This window comes from Streptomyces sp. NPDC047981, assembly GCF_040653315.1.
GTDB lineage: Bacteria > Actinomycetota > Actinomycetes > Streptomycetales > Streptomycetaceae > Streptomyces.
Genome location: NZ_JBEZNQ010000033.1, coordinates 58,757 through 83,863, shown reverse-complemented (window position 1 = coordinate 83,863; position 25,107 = coordinate 58,757). Strand labels below are relative to the sequence as shown.

Genomic DNA, 25,107 nt, shown 5'->3' with positions numbered 1-25,107 from the left:
TTCCGATTCAACGCAGCCCGGGGATGAGGGAGATGAGGAGGTCGATGATCTTGATGCCGATGAACGGGGCGACCAGGCCGCCGAGGCCGTAGATCCCGAGGTTCCGGCGGAGCATCCTGTCCGCGCTCGTCGGCCGGTACTGCACGCCCTTCAGGGCGAGCGGGACCAGCGCGATGATGATCAGCGCGTTGAAGATGACGGCGGAGAGGATCGCGGACTGCGGCGAGTGCAGATCCATGATGTTCAGCTTGTCGAGCGACGGGTAGGCCACGGCGAACATCGCGGGGATGATCGCGAAGTACTTGGCCACGTCGTTGGCGATCGAGAAGGTGGTGAGCGCGCCCCGGGTGATGAGGAGTTGCTTGCCGATCTCGACGATCTCGATGAGCTTGGTCGGGTTGGAGTCCAGGTCCACCATGTTCCCGGCCTCCTTGGCGGCCGAGGTACCGGTGTTCATGGCCACGCCGACATCGGCCTGCGCGAGCGCCGGGGCGTCGTTCGTGCCGTCGCCCGTCATCGCGACGAGCTTGCCACCGGCCTGCTCGCGCTTGATCAGCGCCATCTTGTCCTCGGGGGTGGCCTCGGCGAGGAAGTCGTCGACACCCGCCTCCTCGGCGATGGCCTTGGCGGTCAGCGGGTTGTCACCCGTGATCATGACCGTCTTGATGCCCATGCGGCGCAGCTCGTCGAACCGCTCCCGCATGCCCTCCTTGACGACGTCCTTGAGGTGGATGACACCGAGGACGCGGGCGCCCTTGGCGTCATCCACGGCGACCAGCAGCGGGGTGCCGCCGGCCTGGGAGATCGTGTCGTTGAGCTGCTGGGCGTCGTCGGCGACGGTACCGCCCCGCTCCTTCACCCAGGCCAGGACCGAACCGGTCGCGCCCTTGCGGATCTTGCGGCCGTCGACGTCCACGCCCGACATACGAGTCTGGGCGGTGAAGGCGATCCACTCGGCGCCGTCCAGCTCGCCCTGGTGCCGCTCGCGCAGGCCGTACTTCTCCTTGGCGAGGACCACGATGGAGCGGCCTTCGGGGGTCTCGTCGGCCAGCGAGGAGAGCTGCGCGGCGTCCGCGACCTCGGCCTCGGTGGTGCCCTTGACCGGGACGAACTCGGCGGCCTGGCGGTTGCCCAGCGTGATGGTGCCGGTCTTGTCCAGGAGCAGCGTGGAGACGTCACCGGCGGCCTCGACCGCGCGGCCCGACATGGCGAGGACGTTGCGCTGCACGAGACGGTCCATGCCGGCGATGCCGATGGCCGAGAGCAGGGCGCCGATCGTGGTCGGGATGAGGCAGACCAGGAGCGCGGTGAGGACGATCATCGAGGTCTGGTCGTCGGCGCCCGCGTAGATCGCGAACGGCTTCAGGGTGACCACGGCGAGCAGGAAGACGATGGTGAGGGACGCCAGCAGGATGTTGAGGGCGATCTCGTTGGGGGTCTTCTGGCGCGCCGCGCCCTCGACCAGGTTGATCATCCGGTCGATGAAGGTCTCGCCCGGCTTGGTCGTGATCTTGATGACGATGCGGTCGGACAGCACCTTCGTACCGCCGGTGACGGCCGAGCGGTCGCCGCCGGACTCGCGGATGACCGGGGCCGACTCGCCGGTGATGGCGGACTCGTCGACGCTCGCGACACCCTCGACGACGTCTCCGTCGCCGGGGATGATGTCGCCGGCCTCGCAGACCACCAGGTCACCGATCTTGAGCTCGGTGCCGGGGACGCGCTCCTCGTTCTTGCCGATGAGGCGGCGGGCGACCGTGTCGGTCTTCGCCTTGCGGAGCGTGTCGGCCTGGGCCTTGCCGCGGCCCTCGGCCACCGCCTCCGCCAGGTTGGCGAAGACGGTCGTGAGCCAGAGCCAGGCTGCGATCGCCCAGCCGAACCAGTCGCCCGGGTCCTTGAAGGCCAGCACGGTGGTGACCACCGAGCCGATCAGGACCACGAACATCACGGGCGACTTGATCATCACGCGCGGGTCGAGCTTCTTGACCGCGTCCGGGAAGGACTTGATCAGCTGCTTGGGGTCGAAGAGACCCCCGCCGACGCGTCCGGCCGGCTTGTGTCCGGCGGACAGGTCGCCGTGCGGCGCCTTCGTCGGGGTGGCGGTGGACATGGCGTCCTCTTGCTTCTTCACATCGATGTTCATGCCGCGAGCCCCTCCGCGAGCGGGCCAAGGGCGAGGGCCGGGAAGTAGGTCAGACCGGTGATGATCATGATCGTGCCGACGAGAAGACCGGTGAACAGCGGCTTCTCGGTCCGCAGGGTGCCGGCGGTCGCGGGGACGGGCTTCTGCTCGGCGAGCGAGCCGGCCAGGGCCAGCACGAACACCATCGGCAGGAAGCGGCCGAGCAGCATCGCGATGCCGATCGTCGAGTTGAACCACTGGGTGTCGGCGTTCAGACCCGCGAAGGCGGAGCCGTTGTTGTTGGCGCCGGAGGTGTACGCGTAGAGGATCTCGGAGAACCCGTGCGCGCCACTGTTCGTCATCGAGTCGGCCGGGGTGTCCAGGGCCATCGCCGCGGCGGTGAAGCAGAGCACCAGCGCCGGGGTGACGAGGATGTAGCAGGCCGCGTACTTGATCTCGCGGGTGCCGATCTTCTTGCCCAGGTACTCGGGCGTGCGGCCGACCATCAGACCGGCGATGAACACGGCGATGATCGCCATGATCAGCATGCCGTAGAGGCCGGAGCCGACCCCACCGGGGGCGATCTCGCCGAGCTGCATGCCCAGCATGGTGATGCCGCCGCCGAAGCCGGTGAACGAGGAGTGGAAGGAGTTGACCGCACCCGTGGAGGTGAGGGTCGTGGCCACGGCGAAGATCGACGAGCCGCCGATGCCGAACCGGGTCTCCTTGCCCTCCATCGCGCCGCCGGCGATGTCGTACACCGGAGCACCGTGGTGGAACTCGGTCCACATCATGAGCGCGGTGAAGCCGAGCCAGATGGTGGCCATCGTCGCCAGGATCGCGTAGCCCTGCTTGAGCGAGCCGACCATGCGGCCGAAGGTGCGGGTCAGTGCGAAGGGGATGACCAGGATCAGGAAGATCTCGAAGAGGTTCGAGAGCGGGTTCGGGTTCTCGAAGGGGTGGGCCGAGTTGGCGTTGAAGTAACCGCCACCGTTGGTGCCCAGCTCCTTGATGACCTCCTGGGAGGCGACGGCGCCGCCGTTCCACTGCTGCGTGCCGCCGGTGAACTGGCCGACCTCGTGGATGCCGGAGAAGTTCTGGATCGCGCCGCAGGCGACCAGGATGAGCGCGCCCACGACGGAGATCGGGAGCAGGATGCGGATGGTGCCGCGCACCAGGTCGGCCCAGAAGTTGCCGAGCTCACCAGTACGGGACCGCGCGAAGCCGCGCACGAGGGCGACGGCGACAGAGATGCCGACCGCGGCCGAGACGAAGTTCTGCACCGCGAGGCCGCCGGTCTGCACGACGTGGCCCATGGCCTGCTCGCCGTAGTACGACTGCCAGTTGGTGTTGGCGACGAAGGACGCGGCGGTGTTGAACGCCTGGTCCGGGTCGATCGACGCGAAGCCGAGCGAGCCGGGGAGCGAACCCTGCACCCGCTGGAGCAGGTAGAGGAAGAGGACGCTCACCGCGGAGAAGGCGAGGACGCCGCGCAGGTACGCGGGCCAGCGCATCTCCGTGTTCGGATTGGCACCGATGCCCTTGTAGATCCACTTCTCGACCCGCAGGTGCTTGTCGGAGGAGTAGACCCGGGCCATGTAGTCACCGAGCGGCTTGTAGGACAGGCCGAGAGCGGCGATCAGCGCGAGGAGCTGGAGGACACCAGCAAGGACGGGGCTCATATCCGTACTCAGAACCTCTCCGGCTTGACGAGGGCGAGAACGAGATAGACCAGCAGGGCGACGGCCACGATCAGACCGACGATGTTCTCGGCAGTCACAGCTTGGCCACCCCCTTGGCGATGAAGGCCACCAGCGCGAAGATCGCGATCGTGGTGACGACGAAGGCCACGTCGGCCATCGTGAGCTCCTGAGTGAAGAACGGATTCTCGGACTGGATGAGCAAAGCGCCTTTCGGCCACGTGAAGGCCGCCGTTAACGCGTCCCTGACGACGGGCGCAGCGCTCTTTACGCGTCTTCTACGTGGCCGGGCCCTGAGCAGGGAGATCAGCCGAAGCGGGTCCCCGCGATGAGCCGCGCGGGCGGGGCGTCGGGGTCTCCGGGTACGACGGTGGGGCCGTCCGGGCCGCGGCCCCCTCGTGGCCGCGGACCTGGACGGCCCGCCGGTCGTCCGGCTGTCCCCTTGCGGTGCGGTGGCGGTCCGGGCCGTCGCGTCCGGACCTTGCGCGGTGCCTGTCGCGGTAGCCGCGCATCCCTCCCACCTCACCTGATCGGACAGCCGTCCGATCCCCCGTGCCGACGAGTCTGCGTCCGCCCCTGGCGCGGAACAGCCTTCGTTGACGGGCTCCTGACGGCCCGTCGGCCCGCTTTGACGCGCCCTTGTCGCAGGTCCGCGCACGCCGTCAGGGCACCGTCAATTCCGGTGCCCGAGCGCGTACGCAGCGTTGCCGGGCGGCTAGATTCCCCTCTCGGTCGCTCACCGACCCGGGACGTCAGTGGCCTGAGCGTCCCCGGCTCGTGAGGGCACGCGCCACCCGACCCCATCCGGTGGCCGTGCCCTCACGGAGCGACCGACGCCGCACGTCCGCGGCCGTGACCATGGGGCCCGGGTCACCCCGCGCACCCCAGGCCGTGGGCGACGGCGCTCCCTGCCGTCTCGCCCCCGGGCGTCCGCCGCGCGGGCCGCCGGGGCCCATTCAGAAGGTCCTCCGCGATGCATCCCGCCGCGTCCCCGCACGCGCCCTCGGCACCGTCCGCTCCCTCCGCCCCGCCTCGCAACCCGACCCCCCGGCCGGGCCGGCGGCGCTCGGCGCGGGGCGGGCTGCTCGACCCGGTCCAACTCCTGAAGTGCTTCCCGGAGGCGGTGCGCAAGCTGCACCCCCGAGCCCTGGTGCGCAACCCGGTGCTCTTCGTGGTCGGCGCCGGATCGGTGCTCACCACGCTCTCCGCGCTCTTCGACCCCTCGGTGTTCACCTGGGTCGTCAGTGCCTGGCTCTGGCTGACCGTGATCTTCGCCAACCTCGCGGAGGCGGTGGCGGAGGGACGGGGGAAGGCGCAGGCCGAGTCGCTCCGCAAGGCGCGCACGGACACAGTGGCGCTGCGCCTGCGGCACTGGCGGTACGGGACGGATCTCGACCGGGCGGAGACGGACGCCGTCGCCGCGAGCGACCTCAAGCTCTTCGACTTCGTCCTCGTCGAGGCGGGCGAGATGATCCCGGCCGACGGTGATGTGGTCGACGGGGTCGCCGCCGTCGACGAGTCGGCCGTCACCGGCGAGTCCGCCCCGGTGATCCGGGAGTCGGGCGGCGACCGGTCGGGCGTGACGGGCGGCACGACGGTGCTCTCGGATCGGATCGTCGTCCGGGTCACCTCCCGCCCCGGCCACTCCTTCATGGACCGGATGATCGCCCTGGTCGAGGGCGCCTCGCGGCAGAAGACCCCGAACGAGATCGCGCTCAACATCCTGCTGGCCGCGCTGACCATGGTCTTCATCCTGGTCGTGGTGGCCCTGCGGCCGATGGCCGGGTACGCCGACGCCGCTCCGTCCACGACCGTCCTGGTGGCCCTCCTGGTGACCCTGATCCCGACCACGATCGGCGCCCTGCTCTCCGCGATCGGCATCGCCGGCATGGACCGTCTCGTGCAGCGCAACGTCCTCGCGATGTCGGGCCGCGCGGTCGAGGCCGCGGGAGACGTCAACACGCTGCTGCTCGACAAGACGGGGACGATCACGCTGGGCAACCGGGAGGCGGCCGACTTCGTGCCGCTGCCCGGGGTCGAGGAGGCCAAGCTCGCGGACGCCGCCCAGTTGTCCTCGCTCGCCGACGAGACTCCGGAGGGGCGGTCGGTGGTGGTCCTCGCCAAGAAGCGGTACGGGCTGCGCGCACCGGCCGAGGGGGAGCTCGCTGACGCCCGCTTCGTGGCGTTCAGCGCGCAGACCCGGATGAGCGGGATCGACCTGCGCTGGGACAACGGCGCCGCGTGCCACATCCGCAAGGGCGCCGCCGCGCAGGTGATCGCCTGGGTGGAGATGTACGGCGGCGTGGTGCCGGCGGAGGCGCGCACCTGGAGCGACGCCATCGCGGACGCGGGCGGCACGCCCCTCCTGGTGGCCGTGCACGACTGGGACGGCCCGCGGGTCCTCGGGATCGTCCACCTCAAGGACGTCGTGAAGGACGGGATCAGGGAGCGGTTCGCCGAGCTGCGGCGGATGGGCATCCGTACGATCATGATCACCGGCGACAACCCGCTCACCGCGCGCGCCATCGCCCACGAGGCGGGTGTCGACGACTTCCTCGCGGAGGCGACCCCGGAGGACAAGCTGGCCCTGATCAGGAAGGAGCAGGAGGGCGGCAAGCTGGTCGCGATGACCGGCGACGGCACGAACGACGCCCCGGCGCTCGCGCAGGCCGATGTCGGCGTGGCCATGAACACCGGTACCTCGTCCGCCAAGGAGGCCGGGAACATGGTGGACCTGGACTCCAACCCGACCAAGCTCATCGAGATCGTCGAGATCGGCAAGCAACTCCTCATCACCCGAGGCGCGTTGACGACCTTCTCGATCACGAACGACGTCGCGAAGTACTTCGCGATCATCCCCGCGATGTTCGCCGGCGCCCATCCGGGTGTGGAGGCGTTGAACATCATGGGGCTACACAGCCCCACTTCGGCGATCACCTCGGCCATCATCTTCAACGCCCTCATCATCGTGGCGCTGATCCCGCTCGCCCTGCGGGGCGTCCGCTACCGCCCCTCCTCCGCCCACGACCTGCTGAAGCGCAACCTCACCGTGTACGGCCTCGGCGGCCTCGTCCTGCCCTTCCTGGGCATCAAGGTCATCGATCTCCTGGTCTCCACCATCCCCGGCCTGGGGTGAATCTCCGTCAGGGGGGCGTCAGGGAAACGGGGTCGTGCTTGCCCCGGCCCGCCGGCGCGGGTTCGATGGACACCATGAACAGCGCATGGCTCCTGCTCGACCGGCCGCCTCATCGGGCGTCCCGTCGTGAGCCCCGCTGTCCGCAGACCGCAGCCGAGTGCTGTCCGGAGACCGCAGCCTTCCGCTGACCTCTCCGACTCTGCCTTCGGGGCGTCGTGACTTCACGGTCCGGCGCCCCTTCTTCGTACCCGTACGCACTCTTCACCCTTGAGGGACTGACCAGTCATGTCCGTTTCCGACCTTTCCTCACGCACCGTTCTGGTGACCGGTGCCACGTCCGGCATCGGCTACCAGACCGCGCGGCTGCTCGCCGAGCGCGGCGCGACCGTGCTCGTCCACGGCCGCACGGCCGAGGAGGCCCACGCCGCCACCGACCGGCTCGTCACGCTGGCCGACGTCGACGGGTCCCGACTGTGCGCGTTCGCCGCGGACTTCACGCGGCTGGAGGAGGTGGAACAGGTCGCCACCCGGGTGCTGGCCGAGCACCCGCACCTCGACGTCCTGGTCAACAACGCCGGTATGGCGGCCCCCGAGCGGCACACCGTGACCGCCGACGGCAACGAGATCGCGTTCCAGGTCAACTTCCTGGCCCACTACCTCCTCACGCACCTGCTCGAGCCGGCCCTGACCACCGACCCGGGCGGCCGGGTCGTGAACGTCTCCTCCTCGCTGCACCGCACGGGCTCGATCCAGTGGAACGACCCCAACCGCACCCGCCGTTACTCCCGCCTGGCCGCGTACGCGCAGTCGCAGCTGGCGCTGACGGTCTTCGCCGCCGACGCGCGCGTCACCGCCGTCTCCGTCCACCCGGGCATCTGCACCACCAGCCTGCTGCCGCTCTACGCCCACGAGGGCGTGTCCCCGGCCGAGGGCGCCGAGCACGTCGCGCGGCTCTGCGACCCGGCCGTCGAGATCGTCAACGGCGCCTACTACGACCGCGAACACCGCGTCGACCCGGCCCCGGCCGCGTCCGAGGAGCGCACGGTCAAGCGCCTCAACAAGCTCGCCGACCTGCTCGTCGGCCAGCCCGCCTGACGCCTCCACGACCAGCTCACCACCAGCAGCACCAGAAGCAGCACCACCGAAAGGAACACCGTCCATGTCCAAGCGCGCCCGCAAGAAGAAGGCACGCCGCAAGAAGAAGGCGAACCACGGCTCCAGGGCCGGCCAGCGCTGAAGCGCCAGGGGGCGGCCCGTCCCTTGCACGGGCCGCCCCCGTGCCGTCCCAAGGTCCCGTCCCCGAAGGAGGTCTCCGTGTTCCCGTACCCGTCCCACCAGCCCCCCGCCCCCGCCCGGGCGTTCCCGACCGGTGGCCCCGGCACGGCCGCTCTCCCGGAGCACGTCCTCACCACCGGCCACGGACGCTGGTGGACCGACCGCGCCGAGCGGCCCCGGGCGGTCGCCGTCTCCTGCGGGGACCACACGCTCCTGGCGGGCGACCCGGCGGCCCTGACCCCGGCCGACCTCGCTCCGCTCGCCGACCACTACGTCGAAGCCACCGACCGCTTCCTGCCGCTGCTCGGCGGCGCGTTCGACCGGGTCACGCCCTGGGAGCGGATGCTCTACCTCCACCGCGTGCCGGTCGCCGCCCCGTCCGTGCCGCGCGGTGCGCGGGTGCGCCGGCTCTCCGCAGAGGACGCCCCGGCACTCGCCGCGCTCGACCCCTCCATGGCCTGGATCCACGACACCTGGGACGGCCCGGTGGGTCTCGCCTCCTCCGGTCACGCCTGGGCCGCGTTCCACAAGGGCCGCGTCGTCACCATGGCGTGCACCCGCTTCCTGGGCAGCCGCTACGAGGACCTGGCCTGCGCGACAGTGCCCGAGGCGCGCCGCAAGGGGCTCGCGCTCGCCTGCGTCACCCGGCTGGTCACCGATGTGGCCGAGCGCGGCCACACCGCGAGCTGGTGCTGCTCCCGCGACAACCGGCCCAGCCGGCTGCTGGCCTGGACCGCCGGATTCCGCCTCGACCACGAGTACGTCCACCACGCCACCGGGGTCGCCTCCCCGGCAGGGGTCTCCGACCAGCCGGGGATCGCCGCGGCCGCCTGAGGCCGTCGCAGCGCCGTACCGTCCGGGCGTCACACGGGCCGTCACACCCGCGCGGCGGTCCTGCCGTCCTCGTCCAGCGCGGCTGCCGCCTGGGCCGCGAGGTCGAGGGCGACGAGGCGGGACTCGAGCGGTGGCGGTACGGAGCCGGGCACCGGCGTCATCAGGAAGCGGCCCAGGTAGCGGCCGTGGGCGACGGCCCGCAGTTCGATCTCGCCGGCCGGCCAGCCCTGCCGGTCCAGGTCCCAGATCCAGCCGGACACCTTCACCGACCCGTCCGGGTCGAGCCGCGGCGGACGCCCGATGAGGGAGCCGTGCTCGAAACGGCAGGCGCTGAGGTCGAGTACGTCGGTCAGCTCCGCGCGCACCCGGCGGACCATCTCGTCGGAGGAACCGGCGGACCGGGCGAGGCGGGTCGTGCCGTGCAGCCGCTCCAGGTGGGTGGCGTCCGTGACGGCGACCCTCTTCAAGGTCCTGGCCCGCGCCGCGAGTTGCGAGACGGCGAGGCCGACGACCAGGAGCAGGACCGAGGTCTCGATGTCGGCCCGGTTCTCGATGTGGAAGCTCTGGTACGGCTCGGTGAGGAAGAAGTCGAACCAGGCGGCGGCCGACAGGGCGCAGAGCGCGCCGGCGAGCCGGTTCCCGAGCGCCGCCACGGCGACGACCACGACGACGAGCAGCAGCGCCAGATTGGTGCGTGACGTCGTCCCGCAGCGGCACCAGGACGAGGGCCGCGGCGAAGGGGGCGAGGACTCCTGCGGCCAGGGCCGCGGTGTCCCGGAGCGGAACGGGCATCGTGCACCTCCGTACGCGCGCGTCCGTACACGTCAAGGCTCCGCCCGGTGCCGCGTGGGCGGCACCGGGCGGAGGGCTCCTTGACGGACTTCTTACGGTGGATCCGCCCGGAACGGCGGAGCCACCGGGCTCAGCAGCGGAACCGCAGCCGGCAGATCACCGCGTCGGTGTCGCGCCGGACGGCGTGGGCGACGACCGCGCCCCGCTGGTTCTGGAGCAGCCGCTGCCACAGGTGCGCGGGCTCGGCCTCCGGGATGAGCACGGTGACGCGGGTGTCCGGTGCGGTCAGCGCGAGCTCGCGGACGTACGCGGTGATGGGGCGGCCGAGCGAGCGGCGCTCGGAGGGCAGCCTGACCAGCTCGACGCCCGGGTTCCACAGCGCCCAGTCGCGCTCCAGGGCCTCGGTCGCGGCGCGGTCCTCGGCCTCCGGGTGGCAGACGGTCACGGCGCGGACCTCGTCGCCGAGGGAGACGGCCGCGGTGAGGGCCTCGCTGGTGACCCGGGTCAGGGAGGAGACCGGGACGAGGACCAGCGACCGCTGGCGGTGCGGCGGCTCGGGGATCCGGCCGACGCCGAGCCGCTCGCCGATCGTGCCGTAGGCGCGGTGGACGGTCTCGAAGACGAGGACCAGGAGGGGCAGCGCGATCACGATCAGCCAGGCGCCGTCGTGGAACTTGGTGGCCGTCACGACGACGGCGGAGACGCCGGTGAGCAGGGCGCCGAGGCCGTTCAGGAAGGCCTTGCCCGCCCAGCCGGTACCGCGCTCGCGGCTCCAGTGCAGCACCATGCCGGTCTGGGCGATCGTGAAGCCGACGAAGACGCCGATCGCGAAGAGCGGGACGAGGGTGTTGGTGTCGCCGCCGGAGAAGACCAGCAGGGCGGCGGAGACGACCGAGAGCCAGACGACGCCGTGGCGGTGGACCTGGCGGTCCGCCTTCAGGCCGAAGACGTGTGGCAGGTAGTTGTCACGGGCCAGCAGCTTCAGCAGGACCGGCAGACCGCCGAAGGAGGTGTTCGCGGAGAGCGCGAGCAGCACCATGGTGGCGAACTGGATGACGTAGAAGCCCCAGTTGTGGCCGAGGGACGCGTCGGCGAGCTGCGCGAGGACGGTGACGCCCTCGACCGGCTGCAGGCCGAAGCGGGAGATCAGGACCGAGAGTCCGATCAGCATCACGCCGAGGAGCGCGCCGAGGGCGACCTCCGCGCGCATCGCCCGCTTGGCTCCGGGGGCGCGGAAGGACGGCACGGCGTTGGCGATCGCCTCGACACCCGTGAGCGCGGAGCATCCGGAGGCGAAGGCCTTCAGCAGGAGCAGCGCGCCGACGGTGGTGGCGTTGTCGGCGAGGACGGAGGCGTGACCGGCGGAGGCGGCCGTGGAGACCGGCGCGTCACGGAAGAGGCCGACGACGATCAGGACGAGGATCGCGCCGATGAAGACGGCGGTCGGCACGATGAAGGCGCGGGCCGAGTCGACGATGCCGCGCAGGTTGACCGCGGTGATCAGGACGAGGACGACCAGGCAGATCCACAGCCGTTCGCCGTAGAGCTCGGGGAAGGCCGAGGTGAGGGCCGCGACTCCGGCGGTGACGGCGACGGCCACGTTGAGGACGTAGTCCAGGACGAGCGAGCCGGCGGCGACGAGGCTGGTGCGCCGGCCGAGGTGGGTCTTGGCCACCGCGTAGGAACCGCCACCGTCCGGGAAGGCCCGGATGACCTGGCGGTAGGAGGCGACGAGTACGGCCAGCAGGCCCGCGATGGCGAGCGTGACCGGGAGGGTGAGGCCGAGGCCGTGCGCGCCGGCCGCCGCGAGGACCAGGACGATCGCCTCGGGTCCGTAGGCCACCGACGCCATCGCGTCGAGCGAGAGCGCGGCGAGCCCGGTGACAGCGGTGAGCCGGTGGCGGGCGCCGGTATCGGGGGGTTCCTCGGCGCTGGGGGCGGCACCGTTCTCGGTGATCAGGACGGCCATCTCGCTTGTTCCCTTTCGTGGCAGGTCCGCTCAGGTTCGACCCGCGAGCCGCCGTGTTCGAGCCACCCTTGCGCCCTCTTGACGCGCGCTCGGCCTGTCCGTACGCGCTCTTGACACCGCCGCTCGTCAACGTGCGGTCAGCGGTCTGTCAGCGCCGCCGGGCATCGTCGGCCCCGGCCCGTCGGGAACGTCCCGGGCCGGAGGAGGGAGGGACGATGTCGTACGCCGTCCGGGCCGAGGGCCTGGTCAAGAGGTACGGGGACACGCTCGCGCTGGACGGGGTCGACCTGGCGGTGCGGCCCGGCGAGACGGTGGCACTGCTCGGGCCGCACGGCGCGGGCAAGACGACGGTCCTCCGCGTCCTGGCCGGCCTCGACCTGCCGGACGCCGGAAGCGCGGCGGTCTGCGGCCACGACGTCGTACGGGAGGGGGCGCGGGTCCGCGAGCTGGTCACGGCCACGGGGTGGCCGTGGGGCGGCGGGGCGGCGCGTGTCGACGGCGTCCGGGGCGACCCGACCTGGAGCGGTCCCGACGGGGAGGAAGGGGTGGCGCGGTTGCTCGGCAACTCCCCTGTGCTGCTCCTGGACGAGCCGGACACGGGGCTCGACCAGCGGGCCCGGCGGACGGTGCGGGAGGTCCTGCGGCGGCTGGCGTCCGAGGGGACCGCCGTGCTGTTCACGACCCAGCAACCGGGAGAGGCGGACGGCCTGGCCGACCGGGTCGCCGTCCTTGACGGCGGCCGGGTCGTCGCGGACGGGACGCCGGAGGAGCTGAAGAGGAGAACCGGCGACCCGTCACTGCGGGTGCGTCCGAGCCTCACCGGGGACGGGGCCGCGGTGGACCGCATCCTGACCGAGCTGACCGGCGCCGCGCCGACGCACGACCACCACACGGGCCTCCTCTCGGTGCCGGCCACCGATCCGATGCTGCTGGCCGCGCTCGTCCGCCGGCTCGAACGCGCGGGCATCGGCACCGAGGAGGTGGGCCTGCGGCAGCCCGACCTGGAGGACGTGCTGGCCGCGATGACCGGGCGTCCGGCGCGCTGAAGGGCTCTCGCGGCGCGGCCGCCAGGCGGTCAGGCGCGGCCGCCCGGCGGTCAGGCGCGCTCCTCCCGGCGGCCCGGCACGTCGGCGAGCACGGCCATGGCCTCCTGCCTCGGCATGGTGGCCCCGCGCTCGTACGCCTCCCGGTAGCCGGTCTCGCCGAGCTCCTCGGTCAGTGCGGCGGCGAGTGTCCGCATCTCCGGGTCGCCGTGGTCGAACGCGCCGCGGATCGCGCGGGTCATCCCCAGCGTGGTCGCCGCGCTCTTCGCGTCGCCCTCCAGGGCGAGGAGCAGCGCGAGTTCCTCCGCCACCCAGGTCAGTCCGTTGCTGTCGCCGCGCGCGCTGTACCCGCGTACCGCCCTGGGCATCAGGGCGCGCGCCTCCGGGGCGGCTCCCCGGGCGATGAGGTTCGCCATCCGCCCGGCGGCGACGATGTCCCGGCTGGTCTCCTCGGGGTACGGGAGCCGGTGCACGAGGACCTCCAGCCGGTCCAGGGCCTCCTCGGCCCGGTCGAGATCACCGGCGCGGCGGTACGCGTAGGCGAGTTGGGGCAGGAGGCCGGCCTCCACCCGCCGATGGCCGCGTTCCCGGGCCTGCCGCTGGGCGGCGAGGATGTCGCGGACCGCGCCCTCGTGGTCCCCGGAGCGCGACCGTTCCTGGGACAGCCGGAACTTGGTCCAGGTGAGGTGCTCCTCCGTGCCCAGTTCGGAGCTGATCGCCACCGCTCGTTCGAAGACCGCGAGAGCGGGGCCGTACTCGCCGCGCAGCGAGTGGTCCCGGCCGAGCGGGAGCAGGCTCATCACCAGGCCCCAGCGGTCGCCGACCTCCTCGAAGCCGCGCAGGGCCGCGGCCCGGGCCTCGGCTCCGCTCTCCAGATCCCCTTGCTCGGAGAGGACGAAGTCGTGCGCCCAGTACGCGCCGGCCCGCACCCAGGGGTCCGGCGAGCCGAGGGACTGCCGGAGCCCGCGCTCCCGCTGGTCGGCGTCGCCCGCGAGCTGGGACATCCGCAGCAGCGGCAGCGCCGGGTGGAAGCCGAGCACCTCGGCCCGGTCCACGTCGGCCTTCTCGTCGGCGGCGGCTCCGTCGGCGTCGTGCGGGCCCGCCGCGGTGCGGACGAGTCCGAAGGCCGCGCGGGTGTCCTCGGGGAGCGCGTCGCCGAGTTCCAGGACCTCGCCGAGGAAGGTCTCGAACTGGGTGGTCATGCCCCTGATCCCCCAGTACCAGAACATCGCCCGCACGAACCGGGCGGCCCGCGGCGCGTCCCTGGCGTCGAGGACCGACCGCAGGGCGGCGACCATGTTGTCGTGCTCGGCGTCGAAGAGCGCGATCGCGCGGAGCTGTTCGCGGGTGCGCAGGAGGGGTTCGAGCTCCTCCGCCAGGGCCAGGAAGTGGTCGGCGAACGGCAGGGCGACGTCGTCCCCGTCGCCGACGAGCCGGTCGGCGGCGAAGGCCCGTACGGTCTCCAGCATCCGGTAGCGGGGCTCGGCCGCGTCGCCCTCGCCGGAGCAGGTCACCAGGGACTTCTCGACCAGGGTGTCGAGGACGTACGCCACGTCCTCGGCGGGCAGGGTGTCGTCGGCGCAGACTCCCTCGAGGGCGGCGACCGTGGCACCGCCCGGGAAGACCGAAAGCCGGCGCGCCAGGATCCGTTCGGGCTCGTCGAGGAGGTCCCAGCTCCACTCGACGAGCGCGAGGAGGGTGCGCTGCCTCGGCAGGGCGGTGCGGCTGCCCGAGGTGAGGAGGCGGAAGCGGTCGTCGAGGCGGCGCGCGATCCGGTCGACGTTCATCGAGCGCAGCTTGGCGGCGGCCAGTTCGAGGGCGAGCGGCATGCCGTCGAGGCGGCGGCAGATCTCCACGACGGGGCCCACCGTGGTGGTGTCGAGGGTGAAGTCGGGGCGGACACTGACGGCCCGGTCCACGAAGAGGCGGACGGCGGTCGCGTCGGCGGAGGCGGCGAGCTCGTCGGCGGAGGCGGCATGGTCGGCGGAGCCGGCATGGTCGGCGGCCTCCGGAACGTCCAGCGGGCCGAGCGGGCAGAGCGCCTCGCCGGTGATGGCGAGGGCTTCCCTGCTGGTGGCGAGGATCCTCAACTGCGGATTCCGGTCGAGGAGTTCCTCGGCGAGTTGGGCGGCGGCCTCGACGACGTGCTCGCAGTTGTCCAGGACGAGCACGGCCTCGCCGCCCTCGAAGAGTTCGGCCAGACGGTCGACGGGGGTGAGGCGCTGGGCCTGCGCGCCGTCGTAGAACCGGCCGTCCTTGGAGCTGAGCGCGCCGAGGACCGCGTCGGCCAGCTGGTCACCGGGGCCGATGCCCGCCAGCGGCGCGAACCAGACCCGGCCGCGGTCGTGGGCCCGGTGCCGGGCCGCCGCTTCCAGGGAGAGCCGGGTCTTCCCGGCGCCGCCGAAGCCGACGACGGTGACGAGCCGGGAGGAGGCCAGCAGGCCGGCGACCCGCTCCAGTTCCCGCTCGCGGCCGACGAAGCTCGTCAGCCGGGCCGGCAGCCGGCTCGCCGCCGTCTCGGCACGGGCCGGGGCGGTCAACTCGCCCCGGAGCAGGGCGAGGTGGATCTCCTGGAGCTCGGCCGACGGGTCGACACCGAGTTCTTCGCCGAGCCGGCCGCGCAGCTGTTCGTACACGGCGAGCGCGTCGGACTGGCGTCCGGCCGCGGAGAGCGCCTTCATGCGCAGCCCGGCGAGTCGCTCGCTCAACGGGCGTTCGGCGCCCGCCGTTTCGAGGTCGGCGAGGACGTCGGCGTACCGGCCGAGGCGGAGTTCGGCGTCGAAGCGGTCCTCGGCGGCGGAGGCGCGCAGATCGTCGAGGCGTGCGGCGACGGCGCGGGCGAAGGGGGCCTCCAGGACGTCGGCGAGCGCGGGGCCGCGCCACAGGCCGAGCGCCGTCCCGAGCAGGGAAGCGGCCTCGTCCACGTGCCCGGCGACCAGCTCGCGCCTGCCGCGCGCGGCCAGCTCCTCGAAGCGGTGGGCGTCCACGTCCGCGTCCCGTACCGACAGGCGGTATCCGCCGGCCGCGGACTCCAGGGTGGCGACACCGCGCAGGGCCCTGCGGAGCCGGGAGGCCAGGGCCTGGAGGGCGTTCAGCGCCTCGGCCGGGGAGTCGGCTCCCCACAGCCCGTCCACGAGCGTGTCGACGGAAACGGGCCGTCCGCCCTCCAGCGCGAGCCTGGCCAGCAGCATGCGCAGCCGGACGCCTCCGATGTCGACGGCCGGACGCGCGTCGGCCCAGACGTCCTGGGTCGACACGGCCTCGCTCGACGTGGCCTCGGTCGACGCGGCTTCGGCCGAGACGTCGTCGGCCACGGCCCCGACCGGGCCGAGCAGTAGAACCCTCACAGCGGCAACCTCCCCCTGGGCGCGGTGAATCGCGTCATCCTATCGATCATGAGTTCCCGTGGGACACCTCTCACGCCCCCTCCGCCTCCCCCGGTGGATCGCCGACGTACGGTGGGGGAAGGGGAGTTGACACCAGGCGCGACGGGAACGGGAGCGAGGCGACGATGGTTCCGGGGACGGTGCAGCAGCTGACCATTCTGCTGATCCTGGTGCTGCCCGGAGTCTTCTACCAGGCCGTACGGGAGCATCTGCGCGGCGCGGTCGCGGCGGAACAGGAGCCGCAGAACCGGATCGTGCGGGCCATCGCGGCCGGGGCGCTGCTCGACGCCGTCTACGCGGTGGTCGCGGGGCCGTGGCTGGTGCGGCTGCTCGGCGGGCAGGGCAGGGGACCGGTGGCGGGGGTGCTCGCGCACCCCCGGGAGGCGGGCCTCGCGGCGCTCCTCCTCGTGGTCCTGGTGCCGGCCGGGATCGCGTGGGCGGAGGCCCGCCTGGACCGGCGGCGCAGGCGGGCCCTGTACGAGCCGACGCCGACCGCCTGGGACGCGCTCTTCCGGGACCGGGGCTCGTGCTTCGTCCGGGCCCGGCTCAAGAACGGTCTGTGGGTGGGCGGCTGGCTGGGTTCGAGGTCGGCGGTCTCGGCCTATCCGCAACCGGGGGACGTCTACCTCCAGGCCCAGTACCGGATGGGTCCCGACGGCAGGTTCCTCGGGAAGGTTCCGGACACCGGCGGGGTGTATCTGCGCGCCGCCGACATCGACGTACTGGAAGTGCTGCTGCCGCCGACGGCACCGGCCGTCCCCGCGGCCCGGGCGCACACGGAGGAAGGGACCGGGAATGACACAGCATCACAGAGAGCCTGACGAAGCGGAGTTGGCGGAGCTGCTCGCGGAGTTCTCGGAGCGCCGCACCTACCGGCCGTCCGACGACGCACCGGAACCGGACGACGTCCCCCAGGCGCCGTCGGGCACCGCGATGGGCGAGGACACGCCGTCCGAGTGACCCCGGGCGCGTCCGTGCCGCACGGCGTCACGGGCGGATCCGCGCCGCCCGGGGTCAGGGGCCGGTGTGGATGTGGGCGGCCCACAAGTGCGGGGCGCCGGCGAGGCGGCGGCGCAGCTCCCTGACCGGGCGGTGCAGCGCCGTCGCCGGATCGATCGGCCGGCCTCGCGCGAGATCGTCCACCAGGCTCGTGTACAACTCCTCCGTCAGCCGGGTCGCCACCTTGTCGGCGACCGGCCACAGCGTGCCGATCACATGCGGGTACCCGGCCAGCTGGAACGAAGAGGCCAGATGGACGGACTCGTCGGGGAGGGTGAAGCCGCCCTGGGAGGTCGAGCAGGCCGAGAGGACGGCGAGGACGGCCTCGCGGGGGCGCTGCTCGGCCGCGTCGCGGACCGTGAGCCGCCCGTCGTGGAGGACCAGTCCGCTCGCGGAGGGCGTGTGCGGGTCGTTCACGCCGTGGCAGCTGAAGTGGACCCACGGGTGCGCGGGCAGGGCGTCGCGGACGGCCGCGACGGTGGCCGCCCCGCCCGCGAGTTCGCGGTGCGCGGGGAAGAGCCTCCGGAGCAGCCGCGCCTCCTGGGCGACGCCGGGCAGCGACGGGGCGCCGGGGGTGTCGGCGAGGGTGACGATCAGCGGGGCGGGGAGCGTCACGGCGGTGCCGGCGGGTGCGTTGCGGGCGCGGACGAGGGCGCGCAGCGTCGGGGTGTACGAGGAGACGACCCGGTCCATGACCGTCTCGCCCGGCCTCGGGTCGGGGCGGCCCGCGGCGTGCAGCGGCAGGAACGACAGCCAGCCGGTGGGGCACCACCACAGCCGGGTCGACGGTCCGTCCTCGCGTGGGGCGGCGCGCGGGCCCAGTCGGTCGAGGACCGGTTCGGCCACGGCGGTCCAGAGCCACTCCAGGGTGTCGGAGAGGGTCCGCATGGCGGCGACGGCCCGCCGGGCCCCCTGGTCGCCGTACGCGTGGTCGACGGCGCCGACGAACTCGGTGGCCCTGCTGAGGGCCTCCTCCGGGCTGAGGGCGGGCAGCGGGACGACCTGGACGCCCTCGTCGGCGGTGACGAGGAGGGCGGCCGAGCCGTGCCGGCTGACGTTGACGACCACGACCGGTCCCTTGGCAGCCGCGCCCAGCAGCTCCGCCGCCGTCGGAGTGGCCAGGAAGTCGTCGAAGCCGGGCAGTCGGCGGATCCGGTCGAGGAGTTCGTCCCAGGCCCTGGCCAGGGCGTGCCGTGACTCGGCGAGCAGCCCGGCTTCGGGCCCGGAGGAGGACGGCCCGTACGCGGGACCGTCCGGTGGGCCGAACGGCGCGCCGGGCGGCCGGGGATCGGCGGGGACGGTCCTGAGGCCGCCGTGCGGGTCGGTGCTCAGCGCGTCGCGGACCCGCTCGAACTCGGCGGCCAGGGCGGGGTCCGCCGTGCGCAGCCGGGAGAGGTCGCCGCGGGACTCCACGCCCTGGGCGAGCAGGATGCCACGGCCCTGTTCGAGGAGGCTGAGCGCGGCCGACGGGTCCCCCACGCGCAGCGCGAACGCGGCGGCGTCGGAGGCGAGCCCGGTCCCGACGATGAGGCGGCCCTCCTGGTCCGCGCGGGCGAGACCGCGCGGGGCGAGTCTGGCGAGCAGGCCGACGGCGTACGCGTAGCCTGCGAGCGCCTCGGCGTCCTCGCCCGCGGCGGCTGCGGCATCACCCCAGGTACGCGCGGCCAGGAGGCGCTTGGAGACCGAGGCGACCGTGGTGTGGGCGGCCTGCCGGGCGCACCGGATCGCCTCCCCGAGAGGCGCCGCCCACGCGGCACGCCGGGCATCCGCGCCGCCGTCCGCTCCAGTGCGTGTGCCGCCGTCCACGCCGGTGCCCGCGCCGCCGGCCGCTCCGGTAAGCGTGTCGCCGGCCGCTCCGGTGCGCGCGCCGCCGTCCACTCCGGTGCGCGTGTCCGGCACCCCGGCGAACCGGGCCCGGGCCACCTGGGTCCTGGCCAGGATCCACAGGCCCTGGGTGTGGTCGGGGTGGCCGTCGGAGAGCCGGCCGAGGGCCTCCCGCACGGCGCTCAACCCCCGGTCGAGCAGGGGGCCGAGCGTCGGGTCGCCGGCGTCCTCGGCCAGCTCCGCCGTGGCCATGATGGTCCCGGCCAGGTTCAGCAGCGCCATCGGCCGGCGCGGATGGCGCTCGTCCAGGCCCGCCAGTGCCTCCTCCAGGACGCGCCTCGCCTCCAGCACGAGGTCGGGTTCCGCCTCGACCGGGGAGAACGCGATCCGGTGCAGCAGGACGCCGAGGTTGATGCGGGCGAGATCCCTGCCGTGGCGCTCGCCGTGCTCCAGGGAGATCGCCTCGCGCAGCAGGTCCGCGGCCTCGTCCGCGTCCGCGCGGTCGCCCGTGACGTCGAACCGGAAGCTCAGCGCGTGGGCGAGGTTGGAGAGTTGGACGGAGCGGTCGAAGGAGGACGGCGCGGACTCGTCCACGGCGCGGCGCAGGACGGTGAGGCCCTCGGCGAGCCAGGTGCGGTCGCCGGTGAGGCGCGAACGCCGTACGAGGGCGAGGCCCAGGTTCATCAGCACACCCGAGCGCCCCGCGTGCGAGGCGGGGACGACGGCGGTCGCCTCGCGCAGGACGCCGATCGCCCGGTCCATGAGGACGTCGTCGACGGTGTCGCCCGCGAGCCAGAAGAGGGCGTTGCCGTAGTTGGTGAGGACGACATGACGCTCGCCCGGTTCGCGGGTGTGCGCGAGCGCCTCGCGGTACTGACTCAGCGCCTCTTCGCGCTGGGACTCGTCCAGGCTGCGCTGGTACAGCTCGATGAGGACGTTGGCCAGGTTGACCCGCGCGCGGCTGACGGAGGCCTCGTGGGTGCCCGCGGTTCTCGGGGCGGGGGCACCCGCGGCGGCGACGGCCTGCCGCTGCCAGTGGAGGGCCTCTTCGAGGGGCGCCGGGTCGCCGGTGAAGCGGGTGATCGAGCGCAGGGCGTTGCCGAGGCGGGTGAAGTTGTCGGCCGCGCCCGGCGCGCCGGGGCCGGCGTCGCGGACGGCCTCGCGCAGCACCTCGACGGCCTCCTCGACGAGGGTGACGTCCGAGCGGTGCTGGGCCAGGCGCTGGAGCGCGTCGCCCAGGTTGCCGAGGCGGTGCGCGCGGTAGTGGTCGCGCGCGCCGGTCGCCGCGACGGCCTCCCGGTGCGCCCGTACCCCCTCGGCCAGCGGCGCCTCCTGTGCGGTGAGCAGGCCGAGCCACACCAGCGCGGCGCCGAGGTTGGAGCCCGCCACGGCCCGGTCGTGACCGGAACCGGCCGCCGCCACGGCGCGGCGCAGCGCGGCCACGGCCTCGGCGCAGGCTTCGGGGCTGCCGGTCGTCTCGGCGAGCTCCAGGTGGACGCAGCCCAGTTCGGAGAGGTACTCCGAGCGACGGGGGTCGTCCTCGCCCATCAGGTCGAGCGCCTCGTGGATCAGGGCGAGGCCCTCACGGCGCGCCTCCTCGGCGCGGGCGGCGGGCGTGTCGGCGGCCGGGCTTGTGGCCGTGTCGGCGGCCGGGCCCGTGGCCGTCCTTGCGGCCGTGTCGGCGGCCGGGCCCGTGGGTTCGCCGTACGCGGTGGCCCGGTTCGCGCGTCGGAGGAGCAACTGGCCGAAGGCGTGGCGGGCGGCGGCGCCGACTCCGTCGTTCCCGACGGTCAGCGCGAGGCACTCCCGGTACGTGCGCTCCGCCTCCGCGGCGTGGGTCGCGGCCCGCTCGCCCGTGCCGTCGTCCGAGGTGTCCAGGACCCTCGCGAGGATCAGCAGCGCGCGGGCGCGGCCGCGGGGATCCGTCGGAGTGTCGGCGGTGACGCGGCGCAGCAGGGCGAGCGCCTCGGCGAGCAGGTCGGGCGCGTCACCGGCGGCGTTCGCCCGTAGGCGCAGCAGGTCGGCGAGGTCCACGGCCCGGACCGCGAACGGGGCGTCGTGCGGGGCGGTGACCGCCAGCGCGCTCCGGGCGTGCCCGAGCGCGGAGTCCAGCTCGTCGAGGTCCCCGGTCTCGACGTACCGGGTGCGCAGGACCTCGGACAGGATGTACTCGGCGTAGGCGCGGACCGGGTGACCCTGCGGGGCGGTGGCCAGCGCGTCGCGGGCCGCGCGGTGCGCGTCGTCGAGCGCGGCCGGGTTCCTGGTGTTCACCGTGCGGGCGTTGAGGGCGAAGGCCAGGTTCGCGAGGTGGAGGGAGGCCTCGACGGGGTTGCCGGACGTGGCGGCCGCGCGCCGGATGGCGTCCAGGCCCTCGTCGTGGAGCCGGGCGCGGTCCTGCGGTCCGGTGGCCCGCTCCGGAGCGAGGGAGAGCGTGATCGCGGCCATCCCCAGATCGGCGAGATGGGCCGCGGGCGGCGGGTGACCCGGGGGTTCGGCCGCGACGGACCGGCGCAGGAGGTCGAGGGCCTCGACGAGGAGGGCAGGTTCGTCGAGCCTCGGCGCCGCGCTCAGGAGCGCGGAGCCGAGGAGGCCGAGGTGCAGGGCGTGGTAAGGGTCTCCCGGCAGGCTCACCCGCAGCGTCCGGCGCAGGGTCTCGACGCTCTCGCGCGTCGTGTCCGGATCGGAGCTCGCGTCCGCCGCGTGGCGCAGGACCAGGCCCAGATTGCCCTGCCTGCGGGCCTGTTCGGCCCGTGCCGGGGAGGGGGCCGCCGCGGAGGCACGGCTCAGGAGCATGGCCTCGTCGAGGAGTTCGGGACCGCCGCCGTCCCGGAATCCGTACAGCAGGACAAGTCCGAGGTCGGAGAGGCACGTGCCCTGTTCGGCGCTGCCCTCGGGGAAGCCCGCGACGGCGTGGCGCAGCAGACCGGCCGCGGCCGGCAGCAGGACGGGGTTGCGGTGGGCGGTGTACAGCAGGAGGACCCCGGCGCCCGCCTCGTAGGCGCCGCCCGGGTCGGCGTCCGCCCCCGCCGGTTCGCCCGCGAGGAGCGCGAGCAGCGGGGTCAGCAGCGGCGGGACGTGCGCGGGCGAGGCGCGGTACACGTCGAAGAAGCAGACGACGGCCGAGCCGAGCGCCGCCAGGTCCGTCTCACCGCCCGCGAGGAAGCGGCCGAAGTCGTAGTAGCCGATCGCGTTGAGGGCGGCCAGCAGGACGTGGCCGTCCGGGAGCCGACCCGCCCGTCGGACCGCCTCGGCGTCCGCGGCGGCCTCCTCGGTGAGGAACCAGGCGAGCGCCTCGGCGTCGTGCTCCGCCCGCTGGACGTGGTCCAGGATGCGCCGCGCCGTCTCCTCGACGTCCGTCGTCATCGTCCCGCGCCACTCCCGTCGGCCCGCCGGACCCCGGCGCCCGGTCGAGGTCAACGTAGCTCAGGGATACGGGCGTTGACCAAGCGGCGCGGTCCGCAGCGATGCCTCCCGGCCACAGGAGCACGCCTTCCGGACGGACACCGGTCCGGCGCGTGCCGGACGGCCGTCGCGCCCACGAGAACCGGACGGCGGGCTGTCCGACGACACCGGGCGGCCCCGGTCCGACGACGACCCGGCGGACCCCGGTCCGACGAGAACCGGACGGACTCGGGAACCCGAAGGACCTCGCGTCCGACTACCGGGGCGAACTCCACGAGGCGGCGGGAAGGCGGGGAATGGGCGGACTTGACGTTCACATGCGGGGGGTCGCCTGCCGCCACGGCCGGGTCGACGCCGTCGCCGACGTGGATCTGGAGATCGCGGCCGGCGAGCGGATCGCGCTGACCGGCACCAACGGCTCGGGGAAGACGACGCTGTTGCGGGCCGTCCTGGGGCTGCACCGGCCGGTGAGCGGCTCGATCCTGGTCGGCGGCCGTGGAACCGGCTCCCCGGCTGAGGCGGCCTGGCGGCGCCGGGCCTGCGCCTGGATCCCGCAGAAGCCCGCCGCGGGCCGGTTCCCGCTGCTCGCGCACGAGTTGCTGGCGAGCGGCGGCGCGGCGCGCGAGGCCGCCGAGGCCGCCGCCCGGCTCGGGGTCGACCGGCTCGCGGAGCGGCCCGTGCACACGCTCTCCGGCGGGCAGTTGCAGCGCGTGTACCTCGCTCGGGCGATGGGCGCCGTGGCGGCCGGGGCGCAGGTGCTGCTCGCCGACGAGCCGACCGCCGCCCTCGACTTCGACGGCCAGGAGGAGGCGTCCGACGCGCTGACGTCCCTGCCGGTCACCCTGATCGTGGTGACCCACGACCGGGCGCTGGCCGAGCGGTGCGACCGGGTCCTGGAGATGGCCGCCGGACGGCTGCGGGAGGCCCGGTGAACCTCGCCGCCGACGTCGGCGAACTGCTCCGGCTGCTGCCGGTGCAGCGCGCCGGGTTCGCGCTGCTGCTCGCGGCGATCGGGCTGCCGGTGATCGGCGTGGTGATCGTCGGGCTCGACATCATGCCGGTGCGCTTCGCCATGATGCACGTGGCGCTGCTCGGCATCGCCGTGGGCCTGCTGACCGGGATCGACCCGATGGTGTGCGCGCTGGTCGCCTGCGCCCTCGCGGGCGCGGGGGTCGCGCCCCTGGCCCGTACCCCCGACGGACTGTCCGGGGCGATGGGACTGCTGATGAGCCTCGCCATCGCCGCCGCGCTGCTGGTCCTCGCCGTGTCGGGCGTCAACGCCTCCGGGGCGTTCGCCCTGCTGTGGGGGTCGATCCTGTCCGTCGGCACCGCGGATCTCGTCGTGCTCGGGCTGCTCGCCGTCCTCGTACCGTGCCTGTTCTGGTGGAAGCGGCGCGATCTGGCCCTCCTGCTGTACGACCGTGAGCTGGCGCTCTGCTCCGGAGTGCCGGTGCGCGCCCTGACCCTCGTCCTGCTCGTCCTGGTCGCCGTCGCCGTCGCCGGGGCGATCAAACTGACCGGCGCGCTCCTCGTGGACGCCCTGACCCTGCTGCCCGCGCTGGCCGCCCGCCGGCTCGGCAACTCTTTGAAGTCCATCACCCTCTGGGCGATCGCCGTCGGCGTCGCCGTCAACCTCACCGGTTTCCTCATCGCCCTCTGGCTGGACTGGCCCCCCGGGCCCGTCCTCGTCCTGACGGCGGGGGCCGTCGTCCTCGCCGTCCATCTCGTCCCCGAACGGAGAACCCGCCCATGGCGCGCACCCGCGTCCGCACCCACGTCCGCATCGCCTCCCTCCTTCCCGTCCTCGCACTGAGCGCGGCATCGGTCCTGCTGACCGGCTGTGGGGACACGGAGCCCTCGTCCGGCGCCGGCGGTCGTGAAGGGAAGCCGGTCGTGGTCGTGACGACGACCTGGGAGGGCGCCTTCGCCAAGGCGGCGGGCGCCGAGGACATCACGGTGATCGTGCCGCCGTCCACCCATCACGCGCCCGACTACGACCCCAAGCCCTCCGACCTCGCCGCCGTCGCGAAGGCCGACTTCGTGCTGTACGCGCCCTTCGAGCCGTACGCCGCGAAGATCAAGGAGGCGGCGGGCTCGAAGGCCGAGCTGGTCGAGGTCGGCCTCGACAACGACGCCGACAAGGTGCGGAGCGAAGTCACCCGGCTGGGGAAGCTGTTCGGCACGGAGCAGGCCGCGACGACGTGGAAGACCGGCTTCGACGCCGAGTACACGAAGCTGTCCGGTGAGCTGAAGGCTGCCTGGCCCGGCGGGAAGAGCCCGAACGTGGTCGCGCAGGTCTTCACCGCCTGGGCGGCGAAGCTCGCCGGAGCCACGGCGGTCGGCACGTACGGTCCTGAGGCCGTCACGCCCGGGCAGCTCGCGGAGCTGTCGAAGAAGAAGCCGGCGCTGGTGCTCGACAACGCGCACATGTCGACCGGCACGGTGCTGCCCGACTCCGGTGCCACGCAGGTGAAGATCGTCAACTACCCGGGCGAGGACCTCGATCTGCTGGCCGTCCACCGGGCGGCGGCGGCCGAGCTGAAGAAGGCGATGGGCACGACGACGCCCTGACGCCGATCGCCGGGTGAGGGCGAGGGTGGAAGTGGGGGTGGGGGCGGCCCGGAC

17 protein-coding genes are annotated in these 25,107 nt (G+C 73.4%); 9 read left to right on the top strand and 8 right to left on the bottom strand.

From position 1 onward, the window contains the following. Window positions 1-7 precede the first annotated feature (7 nt). The 4 genes from kdpB (AB0E14_RS21015) to AB0E14_RS21000 are packed head-to-tail and all read right to left on the bottom strand — an operon-like array spanning window position 8 to window position 4,027. Window positions 8-2,143 (bottom strand): potassium-transporting ATPase subunit KdpB, encoded by a 2,136-nt coding sequence (gene kdpB / locus AB0E14_RS21015; protein ID WP_362419941.1) that lies wholly within the window; start codon window positions 2,141-2,143, stop codon window positions 8-10. Continuing rightward, entirely contained in the window at window positions 2,140-3,804 is a 1,665-nt protein-coding gene (gene kdpA, locus AB0E14_RS21010) for a potassium-transporting ATPase subunit KdpA (RefSeq protein ID WP_362419938.1), read from the bottom strand. The genes kdpB (AB0E14_RS21015) and kdpA overlap by 4 nt, the downstream gene beginning before the upstream one ends. A gap of 8 nt (window positions 3,805-3,812) precedes the next feature. After that, complete coding sequence (kdpF, locus tag AB0E14_RS21005; RefSeq protein ID WP_329853613.1) at window positions 3,813-3,902, bottom strand: K(+)-transporting ATPase subunit F; 90 nt, start codon at window positions 3,900-3,902, stop codon at window positions 3,813-3,815. Continuing rightward, entirely contained in the window at window positions 3,899-4,027 is a 129-nt protein-coding gene (locus tag AB0E14_RS21000; RefSeq protein WP_362419934.1) for a hypothetical protein, read from the bottom strand. The genes kdpF and AB0E14_RS21000 overlap by 4 nt, the downstream gene beginning before the upstream one ends. Before the next feature lie 768 nt (window positions 4,028-4,795). Between AB0E14_RS21000 and kdpB (AB0E14_RS20995) the strand changes: the two genes are divergently transcribed. The 3 genes from kdpB (AB0E14_RS20995) (at window position 4,796) to AB0E14_RS20985 (ending at window position 9,067) form a co-directional block, all read left to right on the top strand. Then, window positions 4,796-6,958 carry a potassium-transporting ATPase subunit KdpB gene (gene kdpB, locus AB0E14_RS20995; RefSeq protein ID WP_362419931.1) on the top strand — a complete coding sequence of 721 codons (2,163 nt, stop codon included), beginning with the start codon at window positions 4,796-4,798 and terminating at the stop codon, window positions 6,956-6,958. 285 nt (window positions 6,959-7,243) lie between these two features. Beyond that, complete coding sequence (locus AB0E14_RS20990) at window positions 7,244-8,053, top strand: SDR family NAD(P)-dependent oxidoreductase (protein WP_362419928.1); 810 nt, start codon at window positions 7,244-7,246, stop codon at window positions 8,051-8,053. Between the two features lie 219 nt (window positions 8,054-8,272). Then, complete coding sequence (locus AB0E14_RS20985) at window positions 8,273-9,067, top strand: GNAT family N-acetyltransferase (RefSeq protein WP_362419925.1); 795 nt, start codon at window positions 8,273-8,275, stop codon at window positions 9,065-9,067. Between the two features lie 41 nt (window positions 9,068-9,108). Here AB0E14_RS20985 and AB0E14_RS20980 read toward each other — a convergent pair whose 3' ends face one another. Both AB0E14_RS20980 and AB0E14_RS20975 read right to left on the bottom strand, forming a co-directional pair. Then, window positions 9,109-9,732, bottom strand: coding sequence for a DUF4118 domain-containing protein (locus tag AB0E14_RS20980; protein WP_362419922.1), 624 nt, complete (start codon window positions 9,730-9,732; stop codon window positions 9,109-9,111). Between the two features lie 257 nt (window positions 9,733-9,989). Beyond that, window positions 9,990-11,828 (bottom strand): APC family permease, encoded by a 1,839-nt coding sequence (locus AB0E14_RS20975; protein ID WP_362419919.1) that lies wholly within the window; start codon window positions 11,826-11,828, stop codon window positions 9,990-9,992. Window positions 11,829-12,043: 215 nt separating this feature from the next. Here AB0E14_RS20975 and AB0E14_RS20970 point away from each other — a divergent pair, with 215 nt between their 5' ends. Next, window positions 12,044-12,874 (top strand): ABC transporter ATP-binding protein, encoded by an 831-nt coding sequence (locus AB0E14_RS20970; RefSeq protein ID WP_362419916.1) that lies wholly within the window; start codon window positions 12,044-12,046, stop codon window positions 12,872-12,874. A 50-nt stretch (window positions 12,875-12,924) separates the two neighbouring features. Here the strand turns inward: AB0E14_RS20970 and AB0E14_RS20965 are convergent, their stop codons facing one another. Next, window positions 12,925-16,218 (bottom strand): BTAD domain-containing putative transcriptional regulator, encoded by a 3,294-nt coding sequence (locus AB0E14_RS20965; RefSeq protein ID WP_362419913.1) that lies wholly within the window; start codon window positions 16,216-16,218, stop codon window positions 12,925-12,927. Between the two features lie 164 nt (window positions 16,219-16,382). Between AB0E14_RS20965 and AB0E14_RS20960 the strand changes: the two genes are divergently transcribed. After that, complete coding sequence (locus tag AB0E14_RS20960; protein WP_362419910.1) at window positions 16,383-17,078, top strand: DUF6338 family protein; 696 nt, start codon at window positions 16,383-16,385, stop codon at window positions 17,076-17,078. After that, window positions 17,053-17,217, top strand: a complete 165-nt coding sequence (locus AB0E14_RS20955) for a hypothetical protein (RefSeq protein ID WP_362419907.1) — start codon at window positions 17,053-17,055, stop codon at window positions 17,215-17,217. The genes AB0E14_RS20960 and AB0E14_RS20955 overlap by 26 nt, the downstream gene beginning before the upstream one ends. A 54-nt stretch (window positions 17,218-17,271) precedes the next feature. On the opposite strand, the gene AB0E14_RS20950 is transcribed toward AB0E14_RS20955, so the two are convergent. Then, complete coding sequence (locus AB0E14_RS20950; protein WP_362419904.1) at window positions 17,272-22,443, bottom strand: CHAT domain-containing protein; 5,172 nt, start codon at window positions 22,441-22,443, stop codon at window positions 17,272-17,274. Window positions 22,444-22,778: 335 nt separating this feature from the next. Here AB0E14_RS20950 and AB0E14_RS20945 point away from each other — a divergent pair, with 335 nt between their 5' ends. The 3 genes from AB0E14_RS20945 to AB0E14_RS20935 are packed head-to-tail and all read left to right on the top strand — an operon-like array spanning window position 22,779 to window position 25,053. After that, the gene (locus AB0E14_RS20945) at window positions 22,779-23,414 is read left to right on the top strand and encodes an ABC transporter ATP-binding protein (protein ID WP_362419901.1); all 636 of its coding nucleotides are present in this window, start codon (window positions 22,779-22,781) and stop codon (window positions 23,412-23,414) included. Next, the gene (locus tag AB0E14_RS20940; RefSeq protein WP_362419898.1) at window positions 23,411-24,295 is read left to right on the top strand and encodes a metal ABC transporter permease; all 885 of its coding nucleotides are present in this window, start codon (window positions 23,411-23,413) and stop codon (window positions 24,293-24,295) included. The genes AB0E14_RS20945 and AB0E14_RS20940 overlap by 4 nt, the downstream gene beginning before the upstream one ends. After that, entirely contained in the window at window positions 24,232-25,053 is an 822-nt protein-coding gene (locus AB0E14_RS20935; RefSeq protein ID WP_362419895.1) for a zinc ABC transporter substrate-binding protein, read from the top strand. The genes AB0E14_RS20940 and AB0E14_RS20935 overlap by 64 nt, the downstream gene beginning before the upstream one ends. Window positions 25,054-25,107: the final 54 nt, after the last annotated feature.

Bases quoted from the DNA above. Each gene is read 5' to 3' on its own strand.
- kdpB (WP_362419941.1), bottom strand. From the start codon at position 2,143: ATGAACATCGATGTGAAGAAGCAAGAGGACGCCATGTCCACCGCCACC.
- kdpA (WP_362419938.1), bottom strand. From the start codon at position 3,804: ATGAGCCCCGTCCTTGCTGGTGTCCTCCAGCTCCTCGCGCTGATCGCC.
- kdpB (WP_362419931.1), top strand. From the start codon at position 4,796: ATGCATCCCGCCGCGTCCCCGCACGCGCCCTCGGCACCGTCCGCTCCC.
- AB0E14_RS20990 (WP_362419928.1), top strand. From the start codon at position 7,244: ATGTCCGTTTCCGACCTTTCCTCACGCACCGTTCTGGTGACCGGTGCC.
- AB0E14_RS20975 (WP_362419919.1), bottom strand. From the start codon at position 11,828: ATGGCCGTCCTGATCACCGAGAACGGTGCCGCCCCCAGCGCCGAGGAA.
- AB0E14_RS20970 (WP_362419916.1), top strand. From the start codon at position 12,044: ATGTCGTACGCCGTCCGGGCCGAGGGCCTGGTCAAGAGGTACGGGGAC.
- AB0E14_RS20960 (WP_362419910.1), top strand. From the start codon at position 16,383: ATGGTTCCGGGGACGGTGCAGCAGCTGACCATTCTGCTGATCCTGGTG.
- AB0E14_RS20955 (WP_362419907.1), top strand. From the start codon at position 17,053: ATGACACAGCATCACAGAGAGCCTGACGAAGCGGAGTTGGCGGAGCTG.
- AB0E14_RS20950 (WP_362419904.1), bottom strand. From the start codon at position 22,443: ATGACGACGGACGTCGAGGAGACGGCGCGGCGCATCCTGGACCACGTC.
- AB0E14_RS20945 (WP_362419901.1), top strand. From the start codon at position 22,779: ATGGGCGGACTTGACGTTCACATGCGGGGGGTCGCCTGCCGCCACGGC.
- AB0E14_RS20935 (WP_362419895.1), top strand. From the start codon at position 24,232: ATGGCGCGCACCCGCGTCCGCACCCACGTCCGCATCGCCTCCCTCCTT.